Origin of the sequence: Flammeovirga sp. MY04 (assembly GCF_001682195.2) — a bacterium.
Taxonomy (GTDB): Bacteria; Bacteroidota; Bacteroidia; order Cytophagales; family Flammeovirgaceae; genus Flammeovirga; species Flammeovirga yaeyamensis.
Window position 1 is genome coordinate 4,904,055 of sequence record NZ_CP003560.2, and the last position, 17,292, is coordinate 4,921,346.

General features: G+C 34.6%; 17 protein-coding genes. 6 read left to right on the forward strand and 11 right to left on the reverse strand.

The features are described 5' to 3' along the window. Position 1: 1 nt before the first annotated feature. From MY04_RS19680 to MY04_RS19700, 5 genes are all read right to left on the reverse strand, one after another. A complete protein-coding gene (locus MY04_RS19680; protein ID WP_066212533.1) occupies positions 2 to 601 on the reverse strand; it encodes a superoxide dismutase in 600 nt (199 codons plus the stop codon). A 247-nt stretch (positions 602 to 848) separates the two neighbouring features. Continuing rightward, positions 849 to 1,223 (reverse strand): n-acetylglutamate synthase, encoded by a 375-nt coding sequence (locus MY04_RS19685; protein WP_066212535.1) that lies wholly within the window; start codon positions 1,221 to 1,223, stop codon positions 849 to 851. Positions 1,224 to 1,354: 131 nt separating this feature from the next. Next, entirely contained in the window at positions 1,355 to 2,434 is a 1,080-nt protein-coding gene (locus MY04_RS19690) for a hypothetical protein (RefSeq protein WP_066212539.1), read from the reverse strand. Positions 2,435 to 2,479: 45 nt separating this feature from the next. Then, the gene (locus MY04_RS19695; protein ID WP_066212541.1) at positions 2,480 to 4,903 is read right to left on the reverse strand and encodes an AAA family ATPase; all 2,424 of its coding nucleotides are present in this window, start codon (positions 4,901 to 4,903) and stop codon (positions 2,480 to 2,482) included. A gap of 192 nt (positions 4,904 to 5,095) precedes the next feature. Next, positions 5,096 to 5,515, reverse strand: a complete 420-nt coding sequence (locus MY04_RS19700; protein ID WP_066212543.1) for a (4Fe-4S)-binding protein — start codon at positions 5,513 to 5,515, stop codon at positions 5,096 to 5,098. A 170-nt stretch (positions 5,516 to 5,685) separates the two neighbouring features. Here MY04_RS19700 and MY04_RS19705 point away from each other — a divergent pair, with 170 nt between their 5' ends. Beyond that, positions 5,686 to 7,140: a TIGR00341 family protein gene (locus MY04_RS19705; RefSeq protein WP_066212545.1), complete on the forward strand. Its 1,455-nt coding sequence runs from the start codon at positions 5,686 to 5,688 to the stop codon at positions 7,138 to 7,140. A 40-nt stretch (positions 7,141 to 7,180) separates the two neighbouring features. Beyond that, positions 7,181 to 7,582, forward strand: a complete 402-nt coding sequence (locus MY04_RS19710; RefSeq protein WP_066212547.1) for a hypothetical protein — start codon at positions 7,181 to 7,183, stop codon at positions 7,580 to 7,582. A gap of 88 nt (positions 7,583 to 7,670) precedes the next feature. Here the strand turns inward: MY04_RS19710 and MY04_RS19715 are convergent, their stop codons facing one another. Together MY04_RS19715 and MY04_RS19720 are read right to left on the reverse strand one after the other, a co-directional pair. Next, on the reverse strand, positions 7,671 to 8,198 hold the full coding sequence (locus MY04_RS19715; RefSeq protein ID WP_066212550.1) for a hypothetical protein: 528 nt from the start codon (positions 8,196 to 8,198) through the stop codon (positions 7,671 to 7,673). Between the two features lie 175 nt (positions 8,199 to 8,373). Then, positions 8,374 to 9,597: a uracil-xanthine permease family protein gene (locus tag MY04_RS19720; protein ID WP_066212553.1), complete on the reverse strand. Its 1,224-nt coding sequence runs from the start codon at positions 9,595 to 9,597 to the stop codon at positions 8,374 to 8,376. A 206-nt stretch (positions 9,598 to 9,803) separates the two neighbouring features. Here MY04_RS19720 and MY04_RS19725 point away from each other — a divergent pair, with 206 nt between their 5' ends. Together MY04_RS19725 and MY04_RS19730 are read left to right on the forward strand one after the other, a co-directional pair. Next, the gene (locus tag MY04_RS19725; protein ID WP_066212560.1) at positions 9,804 to 10,301 is read left to right on the forward strand and encodes a hypothetical protein; all 498 of its coding nucleotides are present in this window, start codon (positions 9,804 to 9,806) and stop codon (positions 10,299 to 10,301) included. A gap of 1 nt (position 10,302) precedes the next feature. After that, positions 10,303 to 11,175: a hypothetical protein gene (locus MY04_RS19730; protein WP_066212562.1), complete on the forward strand. Its 873-nt coding sequence runs from the start codon at positions 10,303 to 10,305 to the stop codon at positions 11,173 to 11,175. Between the two features lie 29 nt (positions 11,176 to 11,204). Here MY04_RS19730 and MY04_RS19735 read toward each other — a convergent pair whose 3' ends face one another. The 3 genes from MY04_RS19735 to MY04_RS19745 form a co-directional block, all read right to left on the reverse strand. Further along, positions 11,205 to 11,612 carry a ribosomal maturation YjgA family protein gene (locus MY04_RS19735; RefSeq protein ID WP_205960487.1) on the reverse strand — a complete coding sequence of 136 codons (408 nt, stop codon included), beginning with the start codon at positions 11,610 to 11,612 and terminating at the stop codon, positions 11,205 to 11,207. 62 nt (positions 11,613 to 11,674) lie between these two features. Next, a complete protein-coding gene (locus MY04_RS19740; protein ID WP_066212568.1) occupies positions 11,675 to 12,934 on the reverse strand; it encodes a metallophosphoesterase in 1,260 nt (419 codons plus the stop codon). A gap of 92 nt (positions 12,935 to 13,026) precedes the next feature. Continuing rightward, positions 13,027 to 14,109: a metal-dependent hydrolase gene (locus tag MY04_RS19745; protein ID WP_066212570.1), complete on the reverse strand. Its 1,083-nt coding sequence runs from the start codon at positions 14,107 to 14,109 to the stop codon at positions 13,027 to 13,029. A 199-nt stretch (positions 14,110 to 14,308) separates the two neighbouring features. Here MY04_RS19745 and MY04_RS19750 point away from each other — a divergent pair, with 199 nt between their 5' ends. Further along, the gene (locus MY04_RS19750; RefSeq protein ID WP_066212573.1) at positions 14,309 to 14,545 is read left to right on the forward strand and encodes a hypothetical protein; all 237 of its coding nucleotides are present in this window, start codon (positions 14,309 to 14,311) and stop codon (positions 14,543 to 14,545) included. Positions 14,546 to 14,633: 88 nt separating this feature from the next. Here the strand turns inward: MY04_RS19750 and MY04_RS19755 are convergent, their stop codons facing one another. Then, positions 14,634 to 15,416 (reverse strand): enoyl-CoA hydratase/isomerase family protein, encoded by a 783-nt coding sequence (locus MY04_RS19755; protein ID WP_066212575.1) that lies wholly within the window; start codon positions 15,414 to 15,416, stop codon positions 14,634 to 14,636. 125 nt (positions 15,417 to 15,541) lie between these two features. Here MY04_RS19755 and MY04_RS19760 point away from each other — a divergent pair, with 125 nt between their 5' ends. Further along, positions 15,542 to 17,212, forward strand: a complete 1,671-nt coding sequence (locus tag MY04_RS19760; protein ID WP_066212578.1) for a formate--tetrahydrofolate ligase — start codon at positions 15,542 to 15,544, stop codon at positions 17,210 to 17,212. Positions 17,213 to 17,292 lie beyond the last annotated feature (80 nt).

Sequence of the window (17,292 nt, forward strand, 5' to 3'; positions counted from 1 at the left end):
ATTATTTCGCAGCTGCAAAACGCTTAGATACTTCTTCCCAGTTTACTACGTTCCAGAATGCTGAGATGTAATCCGGACGACGGTTTTGGTAGTTTAAGTAGTATGCGTGCTCCCAAACGTCAAGACCTAGAATTGGAGTTCCGCCACACTCACCTTTCATAAGTGGGTTATCTTGGTTTGCTGTAGAACATACTGAAACAGCACCGTCTTTTACGCAAAGCCATGCCCAACCTGAACCGAAACGAGTCGCTGCAGCGTTAGCAAATTCTTCTTTAAATTTATCGAAAGAACCAAATGCAGAGTCGATAGCTGCAGCAAGATCACCTGTTGGAGCTCCACCACCATTTGGAGATAAAATAGTCCAGAATAAGTTGTGGTTGTAGAATCCTCCACCGTTATTTCTTACGCCACCTGCAAGGTTGTCAGCAGATAATAGGTCTTCGATAGACTTATCAGCATCTGCAGTTCCTTCGATTGCTGCGTTTAATTTTGAAGTATAAGCAGCGTGGTGCTTAGAGTGGTGGATTTCCATTGTGCGAGCGTCGAAATGTGGCTCTAATGCGTCGTACGCATACGGTAATGATGGTAATTCGAATGCCATTTTAAAAAGTATTTTTATTGTTTAAAGATTATGTTTAAAAGCCGGATAAAGCGATAAAAGCTAAATGATGAGCTAGATCACTTTTTTGATATCGCAATTAACACAATTCAAATCAAAAAGCGAATCTTTTACCCCATGAAAAAATCTATTGATGTATAATTTTTAGTTATATATAAATAAATATGTAAAGACTTTGCATGTGTACGTACATTGCTAAAGAATGTACATACATATGCTAAATGTCAATTTAAATGATCGGTTTGTAATTTTCTTTCTCTACTAATTCTACAATCTCAGAAGTACCAGACGATAAATCGCCATTGGTCCATTGCCATTCTTCTTTTAATCGTATTGCACCATCGGGGTCGATACTAGGTGTAGATTTACAGAAACCAGTCATGATTTCTTTGTTTAAGTTGACGTGTTGATAATTAAACTCCAACGTTCCGTCTTCTTTTATCAGACCTGTTAGTGTTCCCATTCGGATATTAGGTCCGTGATAAGTGGCCCAAATCACGTCTCCACCTTGTCGGTAGTGAAAAAAAGTTTGATCGTCTACTTCTCCATTGTCAGAGTTAACTACTGCTCGAAATCGTTTGTTGTGGTAATGTATTTTTTTCATAGTGCTGAGTTTGTTTCACGATTTACTTAAATAATTATTCAAAATCAGTAACTCTCTAACCATAAGTTTATTACAGTGAATAATCATTCAGTATTCTCATCGCGAAAAGTATAATTCATCTTAAGTGTAAATTAAGACGAATATACTATTTGCCCTGATTTTTTACCTATCAGAATGCTATTTTTTAACTCACCACCTACTGCATCTGGGTATTGACTTGCAGTTTTGAAAATATATCTAGCTTCTCTAAGTCTTTGGTTTACAGCTTCCCAAACAGAACTTTTTGTTTCTGTTGGAGGATCTTCCTCATAATACGATTGGAAATCTTTTTGTTGATAAAAGATAGGGAACAACATCAAATTGGTATTTTTACTAATCTGATTTCTTCTCACGTAAGTGAAGGAGTGTCCAGAATGTAGCCATAGATAGTTGGTGATAATGTTTCTATCATGGTTTTTATTACTTTCCGTTTTTACCACACAAACTTCAATCTCATACGATCGTTTCAGCTTATTTTTCAATTCCCACTCAATGTACTTTTTCATCGATGCAGGTTTATCTCTTAAATCCACTCCAACCAGTGTTAACTGATATGTTCTAGCATCTAGTTTTTCTGGAAGTAATGCATCTAACATTGGAATTAAGTTCTCTTCCATCTCTCCCAAATCTTTCAAAAGATAGTTATCGATCACAATCATCGAATTGTGAGGGTGACGGAAGCGTTCCAACTGCGACCATTTTTCGAATCGTTTTACGGCACCACGGTCTTTTGTGACATTGTACAATGACCAATTGAACATGAATCCCGCTTTGTAACGTACTCTTGTTGGGTTTAAAGTGATTAATCCATATTGATTTTCAATCTCCTCACATTCCTTATTACTCTTATCTAAGAAGAATAAAGTTTGAGGCATACTTTGTTCACTTACTTTATCTAAGTGATCGAATGCCTCTTTTTCACATCGTAAAGACGATCCTCCGGAAGAAGCATTTTTCAACATCTTTTTAATATAGGGGTTGGTCTTACTCATCATTGAAAGTTGAGTAGGATCTACATCTAATCTTAAATCAGCTTGTTTGTTGATAAACGAATAGAAATCCATCCACGATCGGCTCCACTCCATATCGTCCAATTCATCTTCAATAGATGGTCTCTTTGCAAAAAAAGCAGTCAGTGAATTTATATTTGCGTAGGTTGTTATTCTTTCCATGTTAATCTTGTTTTGGATAAAAAGTTTAGAAAACTCTTCTCCTTTCTACATTTGTTTTAAGTGGAAAAGCTCGATAGCAATGTTGTCCGCCTCATCGAAGAATCCTTCTCCGAACTCGTTATCCAACTCTCCGTCTTGCTGTATGTTGAGCAATTGCACTTGAGATTTCCCTTCCGGTACTTTCTCCGGGTTATATAAGTAGTACACCTTCGACTCGTAAGGGGTAATCTTACGTTTAGCCGTCCAGTATTGTAATTTTCTAATTAAATATTCTGAATGAGTTTCCAATAGGAAGCTCGTTTGATATCTGTAAGAAGCGTCGATAATTAAATCGGCCAATTTCGATTGCATCTTCGGATGAAGATTGGTCTCCGGTTCTTCTATCAGTAGCGATCGGTGATTGTTTAAGGCAATTTTTAAAAGAATGGGTAGTAACTGAGAAATACCGTACCCTAAATCGGCCAAATCCAAGGCATGCCCTTTTTTATTTTTAATGACCACATCAGAAGCAATACCTTTTACAGAGTTGATTTCGATTTCATTACCAATCTCAAACTCACGAATCCAGAAGTTCACAAAGTCTTTGGCTTTTTGATCGGCATCTTTGGCAAAATCAAATAGTAACTGACTGAGAACACTCGATTCTGTATGTAACATAATTCGTTTTGTGCTACCTCTTTGTGCTTCTAACAGCCCAAAATTAAAGAGCTTTCCACAGCTTTTAAAGATGTGTTTTACTCCTTTCATTCCTTCCTCAATAAAGTGGAGGAATCCCTTTTCAAGTACTTCATCGATATTAATTTCAAACAGCTGATGAAACTCTTGTGAACTCAATGGTAGTTCTGGCAATTGATCCAATGCCTCCATGTTATTTTCTGAAGGTGAGATCGCCAAAAGTTTGCGATCTTCTGTATTGAGTAATGGAACATCTCTTAATAAAAAGCCAAGTGAGGCTAATTTAAAGCCTGAACCATCTTCTTTTCTTTCACCAAAAAACTTTATCAATTGGTCTGCTGAGAAGAGATTTATTTTTTTGATTTTGGATTGATGTTCCGTCATATAGGCATTCAAGCGAGTACCCAAAAGCAATAATACTCTCTTATGAATCACTTCTTCTATAGCCGAAACTTTAGCTTCATCTTCCCAACCTGTCTTTTCCTTTAGTTTTTTTCTATCAATACTAAAGAACTTTTTGATAGGACTATCCAAATGAAGCATTGCCCCATATTCATATAAATTCTGAATGTCGAAGAAACTTGTGAATACAGGAATCTCTCCATCGGTTTTATAGTATTCTCCTCTTTGTCCGGCAGCTAAAAGATAGGAGTTACCGTTTTCGCTACCTACATAGTGTAAGGCACCGTTACTTAAAGGAGTATATAGTAATTTTCTTTTTCCGGTAAATCGTTCTGAATAGGATAAACTAATGTTACAAAGTTTTCCTTCTACACTATCGTATTTAATTTCTAAGAATAAGCGTTCAGTAGTATTTACCCCAACAGGTTTTACAGAATAAACAATGTCTTTGTCTTTGATATTTAGAATATCTCTAACTAAAGAAGACATAGGAATATCCATTTCCAACCATGAAACTAAAGCAGATTTTAACTCTTCTACATCAGTGACATTATTCTTATCGATAAGGTTTCTCCAACGTTCGTTATTGATCCTTGTTTCTTCTTCGTTTCTTTTAGGTGTTGGTTTAGCATCTGTTAAGTGTACCAACTTTCTAATACCAATAAGTTCGTGTGCTCTATGCTTTTTGTACCATGCTTTTTTGATGATATCCGAGAAAAAAGCTCTGTCTATGGTTGGGGGAATGTGTTGTGCTACATCAATTGGAATATCCAAGTTCTGTAAGTGATTCACCACCTTGGCCGCCTCTCCAAATAGCTTTTCGATATTATCAACAGTAATTCTATGCTCGAAAGCAATGTTTAGAAGCTTATGAAGAATTGCTTTTATAGTTCCCGAATACTCAATTTCACCATTTCTTGTTAAGTGCTGAATGTGGCGAATCATATCTTGGGAACGGTTGATAAGTACCCCTCTTAGGAAGTACATCCAATTTTTCCAATTGGGTTTTTGCATTAAATCAGAGAAGGATTCTACACCTTCCAGATCTGTGTATGCAATAGAAATTTCCCTTTGACCTAATTCAAACTTTTTAAATGGGGCTACTCCAGGTTGAGGAGCAAACTCCAAAGTAAAACTTATTGGTTTAGAAGGATCAGTATCGTGGTTTCTAGCTTTATCGATATTACCTAAGTTATGGTAAGGTCCTCTAAAGTCTAGTTCCTCTAAACGGTTCTTTTTCCCATTGTCCTGAAGCAATAACAATGCTTTAAACAAAGAACTTTTACCGCTACTATTTGTACCAGTAAGTACATTGATAGGGGAAAAATTAAACGTAGTACTTTCCTTAAAAACCCTGAAGTTCTCTAAAGTAAGACTTTTTATATTGGCCATAGGTTGGTTTATTAAATCAGTTTAAAAGATATGCCTATTTGGGTTTGTAAGGCATACAACGTGAAAAAAGATCTGCAGCTATATTCTATTGCATTAGGTTTCTTCAGACCTCAAAGATAACTGAATAACACATGTTAAACAAATGTAAATCTTTAATTAATTCAATAAATTATACCTGCAGTATTCTCTCTTTTAATCTGCTGTAAATCCAATCTTTGTGTGGCTTCCGTCACAATAAGGTTTGTTTTCTGATGCTCCACATCTGCAAAGTGCAATTTGCTTATTTGACATGTTTTCTGTTTTTCCTGCAATTGATACCTCTAAGTTTCCTTTTACAAGTACAGGTCCATCTTTAAGTACAGTAATCTTTACATCACCTTCCTTAGATTCTTCTTCCTCTCCAACCAAAGTTAAAGCTCCCGAAGGACAGGTCTTGACTGTTTTAATGATTTCTTCTGTGGCTGCTAAAGACAAATCAATCCAAGGTCGGTTATTTGGATTGAACACTTCGGGTAGTGCCTGACATTTTTTTGCATGAATACACGCATCAGGTTTCCAACGTACTTTTACTTCGTCGGTACTATAAATTTTACTTTTTGATGATTCGCTCATAGTAGTTTTTGTGTTGTTTTAAAATAATTTATGTTTATTTGATGTCGAAATGATTCATCTACATAATTTAACTGATAATAATTTCTTATTCAAGCTATTTAATGACTAGAGTTTTTTGAAACTATTCCTCTAGACAAACGTATCAAACACAAAATTTTGACTAAAAATTAATGAGCGAAAACAATCTCAATGGGTTCGTCAATGCTTTTAGAAAACTAGCTGTTGACACTCTAAGTATCAGAGAAGGATCCGACCCTGCTGCCACTATTGAAGGTATCAAGAAAGATATGACGTTTAAAGGTCCTGGAGCATGGATTTTAATTTTTTCCATTCTAATCGCTTCTATCGGATTAAACGCCAACTCTACTGCAGTAATTATTGGAGCCATGTTAATTTCTCCATTAATGGGACCTATTCTAGCTATAGGAACTGCCATTGGAATTAACGATTTGGAGATGATGCGTCGTGCCCTCAAAAACTTAATGATAGCCGTTGTTATTAGTTTAATTACTTCAACAATCTACTTTTACCTTACCCCCCTTAATGTAGAACAATCCGAATTATTGGCTAGAACTAAGCCCACAATTTTGGATGTCTTTGTAGCTATTTTAGGTGGTTTCTCGGGTATTATTGCGGGTTCACGAAGAGAGAAAACTAATGTAATTCCAGGGGTAGCAATTGCCACTGCTTTAATGCCTCCTTTGTGTACTGCGGGCTTTGGTTTGGCTAATGGAATGTATCACTATTTCTTTGGCGCATTTTACTTGTTCTTTATCAACTCGGTATTTATCACTTTATCGACCTATATCGTAGTAAAGTTCTTACGTTTTCCTGTCAAGAGTTTCATCGATAGAAGAAAGTACAGACGATATCAGTTTTTCTTTGCTGTATTTATTGCAGTAGTCATCATGCCATCTGCAGTTATTTTTTATCAAATGATTCAAGAGACTCGCTTTAAAATATCGTCAGAGAAATTTATTCGTGAGAACACTGAATTCAAGGGTAGTGAATTGATTACTCAAAAGATTATTTATACCGACTCTCTATCCACAATAGATCTTTATTATATGGGTAATCCTATCTCAGAGGATATGGAAATTTTCCTAAATGATAAAATCAAAAGCTATGGTTTAACGGCCAATATTGATGATTACTTCCCAATGACCAGAAAGACAGTGGTGAAAATTCATCAACAAAATATAGGTTCTGATTTTGATGAAGGGGACGCGTCTAAAATGATGGAGGCCTACACCAAAGATCTTCATATTCAATTATTGAAGGACATCTACACTAAAAATGAAAAGGTGATTGAAGACAAGGATGCTAAGATCAAAATTTTAGAAAAAGAGATTTTTCATTTGACTCAATCAAAAGGAGATACCTTACCAATACATCAAATTTCTAAAGAAGTAAAGACTTTATATCCTGAGATTTCATCATATGGTATCTCCAAAGTTCAGGTACAAGAGTGGAAAGCAGATTCTCTGATGATGAAGGAAAAGCCTATCTGTTTTGTGAAATTACCAAGAAGATTACCGAAAAAGAGATCCACTTACTTGAACGATTTTGAGAAATGGATTCGAGTAAGATTAGATAATAAAGATATAGATGTGAAGGAGATTTAGGTCTCCTTACAATTTTTTCACCTTCAATTTTTTAATTAAGATGGACTATTTCATGATCGCTTTTATAGTGATGATCATGGCCTACTATTTTGCTAGAATCATCATTGACAAAGCCAATAAAAAACTGGATCCAGAAAAAAGGGCAGAATTATTCGATATCTTTTCTTCTGGCAATAAACTGACAATGATAACCACAGTGATTATTATTGGAGGGTTCTTTTTGTCACTTCGTTTTCAAGTATTAGACCCTTTGGTCACCTATATTATTTATATGTTAGCTTTATTTTCATTTATGATATTTAAGGTGATTAACGGACATAAAAAGCTTCAAGAGTTTGCTTACCCTAAGGAATATATCTATTCATTTTTATTCTCTTCTGGAATTAGATTCTTTGGAATCCTATTCTTTTGTGGATTAATCATGATGGATGTGTTGGGGTAAGTTTATAGTGTTATTAAATAGAGAAACTCTCTATCATCAATATTTTAATTGATCATAGAGAGTTTTTAATACATCATTATTGGATAAACTAATCTTTATTGGCCATCAACTTCTTTTTGTAATCAATTTGATTGATCATGTAATCTTTGTCTTTTTCGTTGGCCACTAAGTGAAAGAGGTTTGAAAAACGGTTCATGTGACTGGGTAATTCACTATGAGGTTTAATCCTAATAGTAGAAGGAAAATGCCACACAGAAAAATTGATAGATAGATATTTGATCATCTGAACGTTATCTTTTTGTTCATAGAAATGTTCAAACACATCTGGCTGATTGAAAAGAAATGCATATTTCTTTGACATCCAGTAAAAATAATCCGCCCAACTCTCGATGGGGTAATACTTACCTTTGGCTTCATAGTAATCGAATACCATATTACTGTGTGATAAAGAGTCGCTTAATGGACCTCTGCCAGTAATATGAGGAGATGCACTTTTCGAAAAAGCTTCATAACTCCCAAATTCTTTTACGTCTATTTCTACTAAATCATATTTTTCTTGAGCGTAGATAGTAGTAACAGTAGCCATCAGTAACAATAGAGATGATAGTAATCGCATGAGATAGTTAATTGTAAATTGTTAATGACTTTTAACAATATCGTAAATAATTGAGATATTTAATAGAGAAATGTGAAAAAAAAAGAAAACATCCTATTGATAATGAAATCATTAGGATGTTTTCTGGAATTATTTTTAAAAGTTGTGTTTAATGTTAAGCTACTTGATAGCCGTTTTAGATATCTTTAGGAAGTACCTTGTTCAACAAAACACCAACAAAAGCGGCAATACTTAAACCTGAGATACTTATTGTATTCCAAACTGCTACTTCTTTTATTCCAATACCCAATACAAAAATTAACGCAGTAATGATTAGATTTCTAGAATGAGCGAAATCTAATTTTGCTGAAATCAAAGTTCTCACACCAACTGCGGCAATCATACCAAAAAGAATAATTGATATACCTCCCATCACAGGCACTGGGATAGTTTGTAAAATAGCACCTACTTTTCCTATCATGCTTAGTAGAATGGCAAATACGGCAGCGATTCTAATAACGGATGGATCATATACTTTAGTTACGGCAAGTACACCTGTGTTTTCACCGTATGTTGTATTGGCAGGGCCACCAAATAAACCTGCAAACATCGTTGCCAATCCATCGCCTAACATCGTTCTGTGGATTCCCGGATTTTTTAAAAAGTTCTTACCCACAACGGCTCCATTAGTTGTGATATCACCAATATGCTCAATAAATACAACCAAGGCTACAGGAGCAATGGCAAAAAATCCTGAAGCAGTAAACTTAGGAATAGTAAGTACCTGATCGATGACCTCTCCAGAAAAACCAAACCAATGAGCATTTACAACCGGATCGAAATTGACCATCCCCATAAAATAAGCAGAAATGTATCCTACAGTCACCGCAATCAAAATAGGCATCATTTTAAAGAATGAATGCTGAATGATAGAGGAGATTACCATGGTGGAAATAACGATTAATGCTATAATTAAGCTTTTAGAATCGAATGCCCCGTCAGAATATCCTGCCATTTCTAAAGCAATAGGGCTTAGTCGAAGACCAATGACCATAATTGTTGGGCCAATAACTATAGGAGGAAAGAAAGATTGTACACTCTTTACTCCAAACTTTTTTATCACGCCGGCCATGATTACATACACCAAACCAGCTCCAATAATCCCTGCTTTTACTTCTGCTAATCCTTCATTTTTTAATACAAATGAAATTGCACCAATAAAGGCAAATGAAGATCCTAAAAATACAGGGACGATTTTCTTAGTAACAGAATGAAAAATTAATGTGCCGGCTCCAGCAGCGAATAATGCAATAAGAGGATGAAGTCCGGTAAGAAATGGAACTAGCACAGTCGCACCAAACATGGCCAAGACATGTTGCATTCCTAGTAGGTATTTTGTTTTACCAGTGATTTTTTCCATGTGGATAATGAATATTGAATTTTGGCAAAATTAATATTCAGGTTGTTGTATTAAACTGTCGAAAGTCAGTGTTTTAGAATTATTTTAAGATTTGCTGTGCTTTCTAATTATTTGATGTTATCATTGAGGAATGAGTGAATTAAAAAATATCTCTACATTGTTATCTTAAGCTAACTTTTATGCATAGACTATGAAACTAAACAAGTATGAAATTAATCTATTTATGTATCCTCTTTTTATGTAATTCTTTTGGATCTTTAATTCTTTTAGATAATCCATTAGATAAAATGAATCATCTAAAAGAATTGATCCTTTACAGCAAGATGAAATCTTCTGTGATAGAAGAAGAAAGATATACCTTCACAGTTTACTCTCATTCTGAAGGTTTTGTTGTGGAACATTATAATAAAACCCAATCGTTCGATGATTATGAATATTTTTATCAACTATTTTATTCTTCAGAAAGTGAATTGATTGGGTATTGGAAGTACATCAATATTTTTACTAATGACTGCATGAGTGAAGATGTTCATATTATCATGAAATATTCATTACCTCAAAATATATTATTGGAAGAATCCATTTTAGATGAATCTGGAAAAGTTTATAAAAAAGAGAATTGTTTAGATAAATTCGAATATTTGGAGAGTATGGATACAGTGATTTTAAAGTGTAAGGAAACGCTACAAAATAGCTTCGATTAATATGAAAAATAGAAGAAGAAACAAGCAAGCTATACCATTCTATTTTTTCATTATCGTTTTATTATTGGGATGTGAACAGCGAGAGAGAATTAATAATGATCTATTATTTCAACATGATTGGTATTACTATTTGGAGAATGAGAATTCTAATGATTTCTTATTTAACGGGGGTATTCTTAAACCTCAAGTAGATGAAGATAACTATAGCATAACATTTCTGAACGATCAGAATCAATTATTCATTAAAGAAATTAATGAGAATGATGGGGATCAAAATAATTGTGAGGTTTTGAGGTTATCAGAGGATACTTTAATTCTTAAATTGAATACTCCGTTAGTATTATATCTTAACAATACACATCTACCAATAGCTTTAGATACGCTTAGATTTTCAAAAGAAGCCTACTTTGGCGTAATAGATGAGTTAGATGAAAATGATCTTTATGACTTTAATTATATAAATATACATTATGCTTCACGTATAAATAATCATACAATTGAAGTTCAAAAAGATGGTACCTTTCTGGTTAAAAGTATTGAATTTGGAGTTAAGGATGATGTTTTAAAGAAAGGAAAACTATCGAATGATCAACTATTAAAACTTAAGCGAAAATTATATATAGCTACTTTTGATAGAATAGGTCGTGAAAGAGTATTTTATCAACCCACCCAAAGTTTTTATTCAGAACATACGGAAAAACTAAAGGTGAATATCGATTTTTTTGATGATCAATTAAATCCAGAAAGTTTGAAAAGTCATTTGAATAAGGTGAAAGTGGTTGGAGGAAAACCTTTCTTAGATTATAATTTAATTCAATTGTCTGATTATATAGATCAATTATCAACTGAAATTGAATTAAAAAAATACGGATAGAATTAAATACCAATATCAAAAAAACTAATTTATTTCTTACTCAGTAAAAAATTAGTTTCAACTAAATAAGCAACTATACCCCCAACTGTATAACTCACCATATCACTCCATAAAAATCCATGTCCAAGAGTTAAACTACCGATCTTCGTATTTCTAAAAGCAACTAACCAATCATAGGAGAGCAATTGCTGAAATTCTATCAAATAGCAAATGGAGACGCTAATTATTAAAATGAGTTTTGGTGATTGATCGTTCAATAGAAAAGCGATGATAAAATAGAACATGACGGCGTAGAAAAAATCACCTAAATAAGGGTAGATGAACTCAGGGATAAATCGAGTCCTTGATGCTAAACCGAGACATATCACCAATAGGATATAGAATAAATAAGTCAGTCGACGACGAGGCATAGGTGGGATAGTTTGTTTTAAGTTCATTTCATAAAGATAAAAAATAGGCCCATTAATTATAATAATAACTATTGGGCCTATTTTTATTTTTAAGCATTTTGCTCCTTAGATCTCAGAACGATTTCTGTAATCTCAGGATCCATTCCAATACGACCGGCATAAGCATGGTAACCAAAACCTCTGTTGACGTACAGCTTTTGTTTACCTTCTTCATATAAACCTGCCCATCTTGGATATTTATACTGTACAGGACTCCATTTAATACCCGGAATCTCAATACCGAATTGCATACCATGAGTGTGGCCCGCAAGTGTAAGGTCAATATCTTTATGATTTCTCACCTCAGCATCCCAATGCGATGGATCGTGGGAAAGAAGAATCTTGAAAGGTACATCACTTAAGTTGGCTTTGGCAGCATTGATATTCCCATGCTGAGGGAATGGAGGTAAGCCCCAGTTTTCAACACCTACAATACCCAACTTCTGACCGTCTTTTTCAATGACTCTATTTTCATTCAATAAAAGATCAAAACCGATCGCTCTATTGGCATTTTTTACATTGTCTAAATTGGCTACTTTTTCGGTCTGACTGTTCCATTGTACGTAGTCACCATAATCATGATTACCTAAAATAGAGTACATGCCATGTTTCGCTTTCAATTTCTTAAAGACCTCAATCCATCCGTCTGTTTCTGCTGCATAGTTATTGACTAAATCACCTGTAAAGAAAATCACGTCAGGATTCTTGCTGTTGATGAGCTCAACTGCTTTTTCTACCGATCCATGACCTTTAGGGAAACTTCCTATGTGGATGTCAGAAATATGAATCACCTTTAAACCATCGAATGCCGATGGAAGATTATCAAAAGCCAATTCTTTTCTGATAACTCTAAAGTTGAAACGCCCTCTAGTAAATCCGTAAGCAAATGCTCCTAAAGGAATAGTAGCTAAACCTGCTCCAACCAAAGTCAGGAACTTCGCTCTACTGATTCCTTCACCAGGAAAAGTAGTTTTTGATCCAAATACTTTTGAAATCAAATAGGTGATATCATCAGCACCATGGAAGATATTAAATACCAACTTGGTCACGAACGACATCAATATTAAAGCATTAATGGAGAAAATGATATTGGTGTACTCCGGTAATCTGAACTTATCAATATTGAAAATGAGCCAAACCAATGCGGCATAGACAGCTACATTGAATACCCAAAAACTACCAATGGAAATTTGTCTGTATAATGGTCTAATATTTTCGGTGATTAATCGAATCCCTTTAAATGCATAGAGGTCGATGGCAATCACAAGGGAGATCAAAACTCCCATAAAAATCAGCAATCTACTGTTCATCGTATATTTTTTTAATTGACACGTGTCGTTGTTGAAACAACTATTGTGCGAAAAGGTTTTTGCTGACAGATTGTCGTGAAAGTAGAAATTGTTTAAGATTCCTTAGCATTTGATGGCGTAGTAATATGTGTTTTATTACCATACACCCTCTTGAAATACTGTTTGAAATAATCCAAACCTTGTACTTTTTTATAGCTCTTTTGAGTGAAAACCTGAAGTTTTTTTGATGGATTATTGGGATCATTTTCTAGTTTCATTTCATAAACGAAAACTATTTTTCCTTCTCCTTTGCCTTTCCATCCATCAAAGCTACCAAATCGTAGATCGTTGATGTTATACGTGTGGTCATCCACTTTTTCAATAGTGTAATATCCTTTAGTGATATACAATAGATCTTTTAATTTTTCGGTTTGTTCCACTTCTTGCAGGAGTTCGTGATGTTTCTCCAAGGATTGAAAATTGACGTTTTTATCTCTATCAAAAATGGAATAGAAACCTGTATAGTATTTATCTTGGGAGTCAATACTTGCTGACCAAAGGAAAATATTCAAAGGAGTGGTTTTTACGATCATTCGGTCCTCACTAAAAGGAATACCTTGTTCCGTTAGGGCTTCGGTAAAGACTGTTCGAGCATGTTGTTGAAATATAAACCCTAATAATAAATAAGAAGTACTTACAATAATTCCTATATAGTTTAAGAGCGTTCTTTTGTAATTATCTTTTGGTAAAAACATGGCCCAGATCAGACAAACCATAAATGGAAGTGTATAGTGTGGGTCGACGACAAACACGGAATAAGTAGCAAAGCCATAATGACTAAAAGGCCAAAATAGTTGAGTTCCCCATGTAGTACAGGTGTCCAATAAAGAATGGGTAGTGAAGCCCAAGAAAACAAGTAACGTCCAATCTTTAAATGTATCTTTATTTTTACCATTCATCTTGTAAAAAAGATAACCAAAAAGTGGAGATATAAGTAGTTGTATGATTAATGAATGAGAGATACTTCTATGAAAATGAAGCTGTTGTACGGCATCTAAAAAAGGGTTAGCAAGTACATCTAAGTCAGGAATTGTTCCTGCAATTGCTCCATAAATAGGTGCTTTATTACCAATTTTTTTACCTAATACAGCTTCTCCGACAGCGGCTCCAAGTACAATTTGTGTGAGTGAATCCATTAATTCAGTTAAATAATATTAAAAAATAAGACGAAAAATAGGCAAAAATCTAATAACACATTGCACTTGTACTACATCAATAAATTGGATAAATTATTGTATAAATGTAATTATTAAAAGTCAATTTGATCTGTTTCCATCTTTAACCAAAAGTAATAAGAACAGGCAATTTTTTCAATCTAACTATAACTAATAAGTCATGAAAATTCGTCACATCATTTTAGCATCAGTATTTTCTTTCGCAGTAATTTCTTGTGCTCAAGAGCAAAAGAAAGAGCAAGCAGAGGAAGTTGCACAAGAAGTAGTAGTAGAAGAAGAGGTAGTAGTTGCTGCTGATTCTACTGTTGCTGTTGAGGTAACTGAAGAGGTTGTTGAAGTAGAGGCTCCAGCTGAAGGAGAAGCTACAGAAGCTAAAGAAGAAACTGTTACTGAGTAATCTTAACAAATTTCCAAAAAAAAGAGGTGATTTCATTGAAGTATGGAATCACCTTTTTTTATTTCAATTGATTTATATCGTATCGAAATTACCATTCGATTTTTTCTTTATTTAAAAAAGCAGCAATACCTTTTTTGCAGTCTTCAGAACTTCGAGCCTTTGCATTTGCTTCGACCGCTTTGTCTAAAGCTTCATCAATGGGTAAGTGCCAAGTGGAATGTACTAAATTTTTTGTGTTGGCTTTGGCTTCAACAGAAGTTTCTTTTATCAATTTCTTCGCAAAAGAAAGCACTTCCTCTTCCAATAGTTCTTCCTCAGTAATTCCATTTATTAAACCATAGTCCAAAGCCTGTTTGGCTTTAATTATTTGACCAGATAATAATAATTGCAATGCTTTACCCTCCCCAATTTTTCTTGTCAAGAAAATGCTTACAATAGCGGGAATAAAACCAATTTTTACTTCAGAGTAACTAAACTTTGTACTGTCTGATGCAAAAGCAAAATCGCATAAAGTAGCCAAACCACAACCTCCTGCTATAGCGGCCCCGTGAATTTGGGAGATGATAATTTTAGGAAAAGTATAGATCAAATAAAACAATTCTTTAAGTTGATTGGAATCGGCTAAATTTTCCTCGTAAGTGTTCTTTTGAAGTTGCTGAATATATTGTAAATCTGCTCCAGCGCAAAATACTTTTCCGTTTCCTTTTAAGATGATCGCTTTAACTTCTGCATCTTCTTTAATTTGAAGAAGAAGTTGCGTTAATTCTTTGACCATATGATCGTTAAGTGCATTTCGTTTATCGGGTCGATTTAATTGTATTATACCTAGTTGTTCTATTTTATTATAAATAATTGTTTGGTATTCATTCATGTCTTTGAGTAGATTTGAGTGTATTATTTTTGACTAAAATCACATACACAATATCAATTATTTGAAGACATAATCAAAGTATATTTCGTCAGATTATTGGTAACCTATACATACTAATCGTTCACATGAAAACAGATATCCAAATTGCTCGCGAAACAGAATTAAAAAAGATCAGAGAAATTGCTGCATCGGTAGGAATTTCAGAAGACGATTTAATTCCATACGGTCACTATATGGCAAAATTGCCTTATGATGTGATCGACGAGAAGAAAGCAAGCAATAGTAAACTAATTTTAGTAACTGCTATTACTCCAACGAGAGCTGGAATTGGTAAAACGACTACCTCGGTGGGTTTAGCATTAGGTCTACAAGAATTAGGTAAAAATGCCATTCCTGCATTGAGAGAACCATCATTGGGAGTGTGTTTCGGTCTTAAAGGTGGAGCTGCCGGTGGAGGATACGCTCAAGTATTACCTATGGAGGATATCAATCTTCATTTTACAGGTGATTTTCATGCCGTGACTTCTGCGAATAACATGATCTCTGCTTTGGTCGACAATCACCAACACTTTAACAGAGCGGAAGGTAAGCAACTAAAAAATGTACTTTGGAGAAGAGTACTTGATGTAAACGATAGATCCCTTCGTTCTGTTGTAACAGGTTTAGGTGGTTTCGTTAACGGAAAAGTATCTGAAGCAGGATTTGATATTACTCCTGCATCAGAGTTAATGGCCATCCTTTGTTTGGCTAAAGACAGAGAAGACCTACAAAAAAGAGTAGGTGATATCTATCTTGGTTACGATTACCAAAATGAACCTGTTTATGTTAGGGATCTAGGTATCGAAGGAGCAATTGCTGTATTAATGAAAGATGCAATTCACCCGAATTTAGTACAAACTACAGAAAATACTCCAGCTTTTGTACACGGAGGTCCTTTTGCCAATATTGCTCACGGTTGTAACTCAGTTTTAGCGACTAAGATGTGTATGAACTATGCTGATTACACGATTACTGAAGCAGGTTTTGGAGCTGATTTAGGAGCAGAAAAATTCTTCAATATCAAATGTCGTAATGCAGGTTTAAACCCGGCATTAACGGTAATTGTAGCGACTTCTCAAGCATTAAAATTACATGGTGGTGTTGAACTAGAAGACATCAAAGAGCCAAATCTTGAAGGTTTGAAAGCAGGTTTACCGAACTTGAAACGTCATATCGAGAACATGAAAAACTTTGGTCAGACAGTAATGGTTACTTTCAACCAATACGCATTTGATACCAAAGAGGAAATGGATTTTGTTGCAGGATGGTGTAAAGAGCAAGGTGTTGAATTTGCCGTAAACAATAGTTTTGTTGAAGGTGGAAAAGGTGCTACTGAATTAGCACAAAAAGTAGTTGATTTGGTAGAGACTAATCCTTCTAAACCTTTAGAGTTTACCTACGATCTTGAAGATTGTATCGAAACTAAACTAGAGAAAATCGCCAAGAAAGTATATCGTGCCGATGGAATCAAATTAGATAACAAAGCAAGATTGCAACTGAAGCGAATTAAACGTTACGGTTTAGATCACTTACCTGTTTGTGTTGCGAAAACACAGAGCTCATTTACAGATGATGCTAAGGTTTTAAATGCTCCTGAAGGAGGATATGATATTCATTTCGAAGATTTGATTATCAACTCAGGCGCTGGATTTATTGTCGCTAGAGCAGGTAGTATCATGAGAATGCCAGGCTTACCAAAAGTGCCTCAAGCAAACAAAATTAAGTTTGTGGATGGTGAGATTGAAGGCTTGTCGTAATGAGATAAAACTTCCTTTTTGAAGGAGAAAATATAGATGGAGTTTAACTCAAAAGAAAACCCACGATGTTTGTCGTGGGT

Coding starts and splice junctions, on each gene's coding strand:
- MY04_RS19740 (WP_066212568.1), bottom strand. CDS start 12,934: ATGAACAGTAGATTGCTGATTTTTATGGGAGTTTTGATCTCCCTTGTG.
- MY04_RS19735 (WP_205960487.1), bottom strand. CDS start 11,612: ATGAACTTAAAACAAACTATCCCACCTATGCCTCGTCGTCGACTGACT.
- MY04_RS19730 (WP_066212562.1), top strand. CDS start 10,303: ATGAAAAATAGAAGAAGAAACAAGCAAGCTATACCATTCTATTTTTTC.
- MY04_RS19715 (WP_066212550.1), bottom strand. CDS start 8,198: ATGCGATTACTATCATCTCTATTGTTACTGATGGCTACTGTTACTACT.
- MY04_RS19750 (WP_066212573.1), top strand. CDS start 14,309: ATGAAAATTCGTCACATCATTTTAGCATCAGTATTTTCTTTCGCAGTA.
- MY04_RS19700 (WP_066212543.1), bottom strand. CDS start 5,515: ATGAGCGAATCATCAAAAAGTAAAATTTATAGTACCGACGAAGTAAAA.
- MY04_RS19720 (WP_066212553.1), bottom strand. CDS start 9,597: ATGGAAAAAATCACTGGTAAAACAAAATACCTACTAGGAATGCAACAT.
- MY04_RS19725 (WP_066212560.1), top strand. CDS start 9,804: ATGAAATTAATCTATTTATGTATCCTCTTTTTATGTAATTCTTTTGGA.
- MY04_RS19755 (WP_066212575.1), bottom strand. CDS start 15,416: ATGAATGAATACCAAACAATTATTTATAATAAAATAGAACAACTAGGT.
- MY04_RS19745 (WP_066212570.1), bottom strand. CDS start 14,109: ATGGATTCACTCACACAAATTGTACTTGGAGCCGCTGTCGGAGAAGCT.
- MY04_RS19685 (WP_066212535.1), bottom strand. CDS start 1,223: ATGAAAAAAATACATTACCACAACAAACGATTTCGAGCAGTAGTTAAC.
- MY04_RS19695 (WP_066212541.1), bottom strand. CDS start 4,903: ATGGCCAATATAAAAAGTCTTACTTTAGAGAACTTCAGGGTTTTTAAG.
- MY04_RS19760 (WP_066212578.1), top strand. CDS start 15,542: ATGAAAACAGATATCCAAATTGCTCGCGAAACAGAATTAAAAAAGATC.
- MY04_RS19680 (WP_066212533.1), bottom strand. CDS start 601: ATGGCATTCGAATTACCATCATTACCGTATGCGTACGACGCATTAGAG.
- MY04_RS19705 (WP_066212545.1), top strand. CDS start 5,686: ATGAGCGAAAACAATCTCAATGGGTTCGTCAATGCTTTTAGAAAACTA.
- MY04_RS19710 (WP_066212547.1), top strand. CDS start 7,181: ATGGACTATTTCATGATCGCTTTTATAGTGATGATCATGGCCTACTAT.
- MY04_RS19690 (WP_066212539.1), bottom strand. CDS start 2,434: ATGGAAAGAATAACAACCTACGCAAATATAAATTCACTGACTGCTTTT.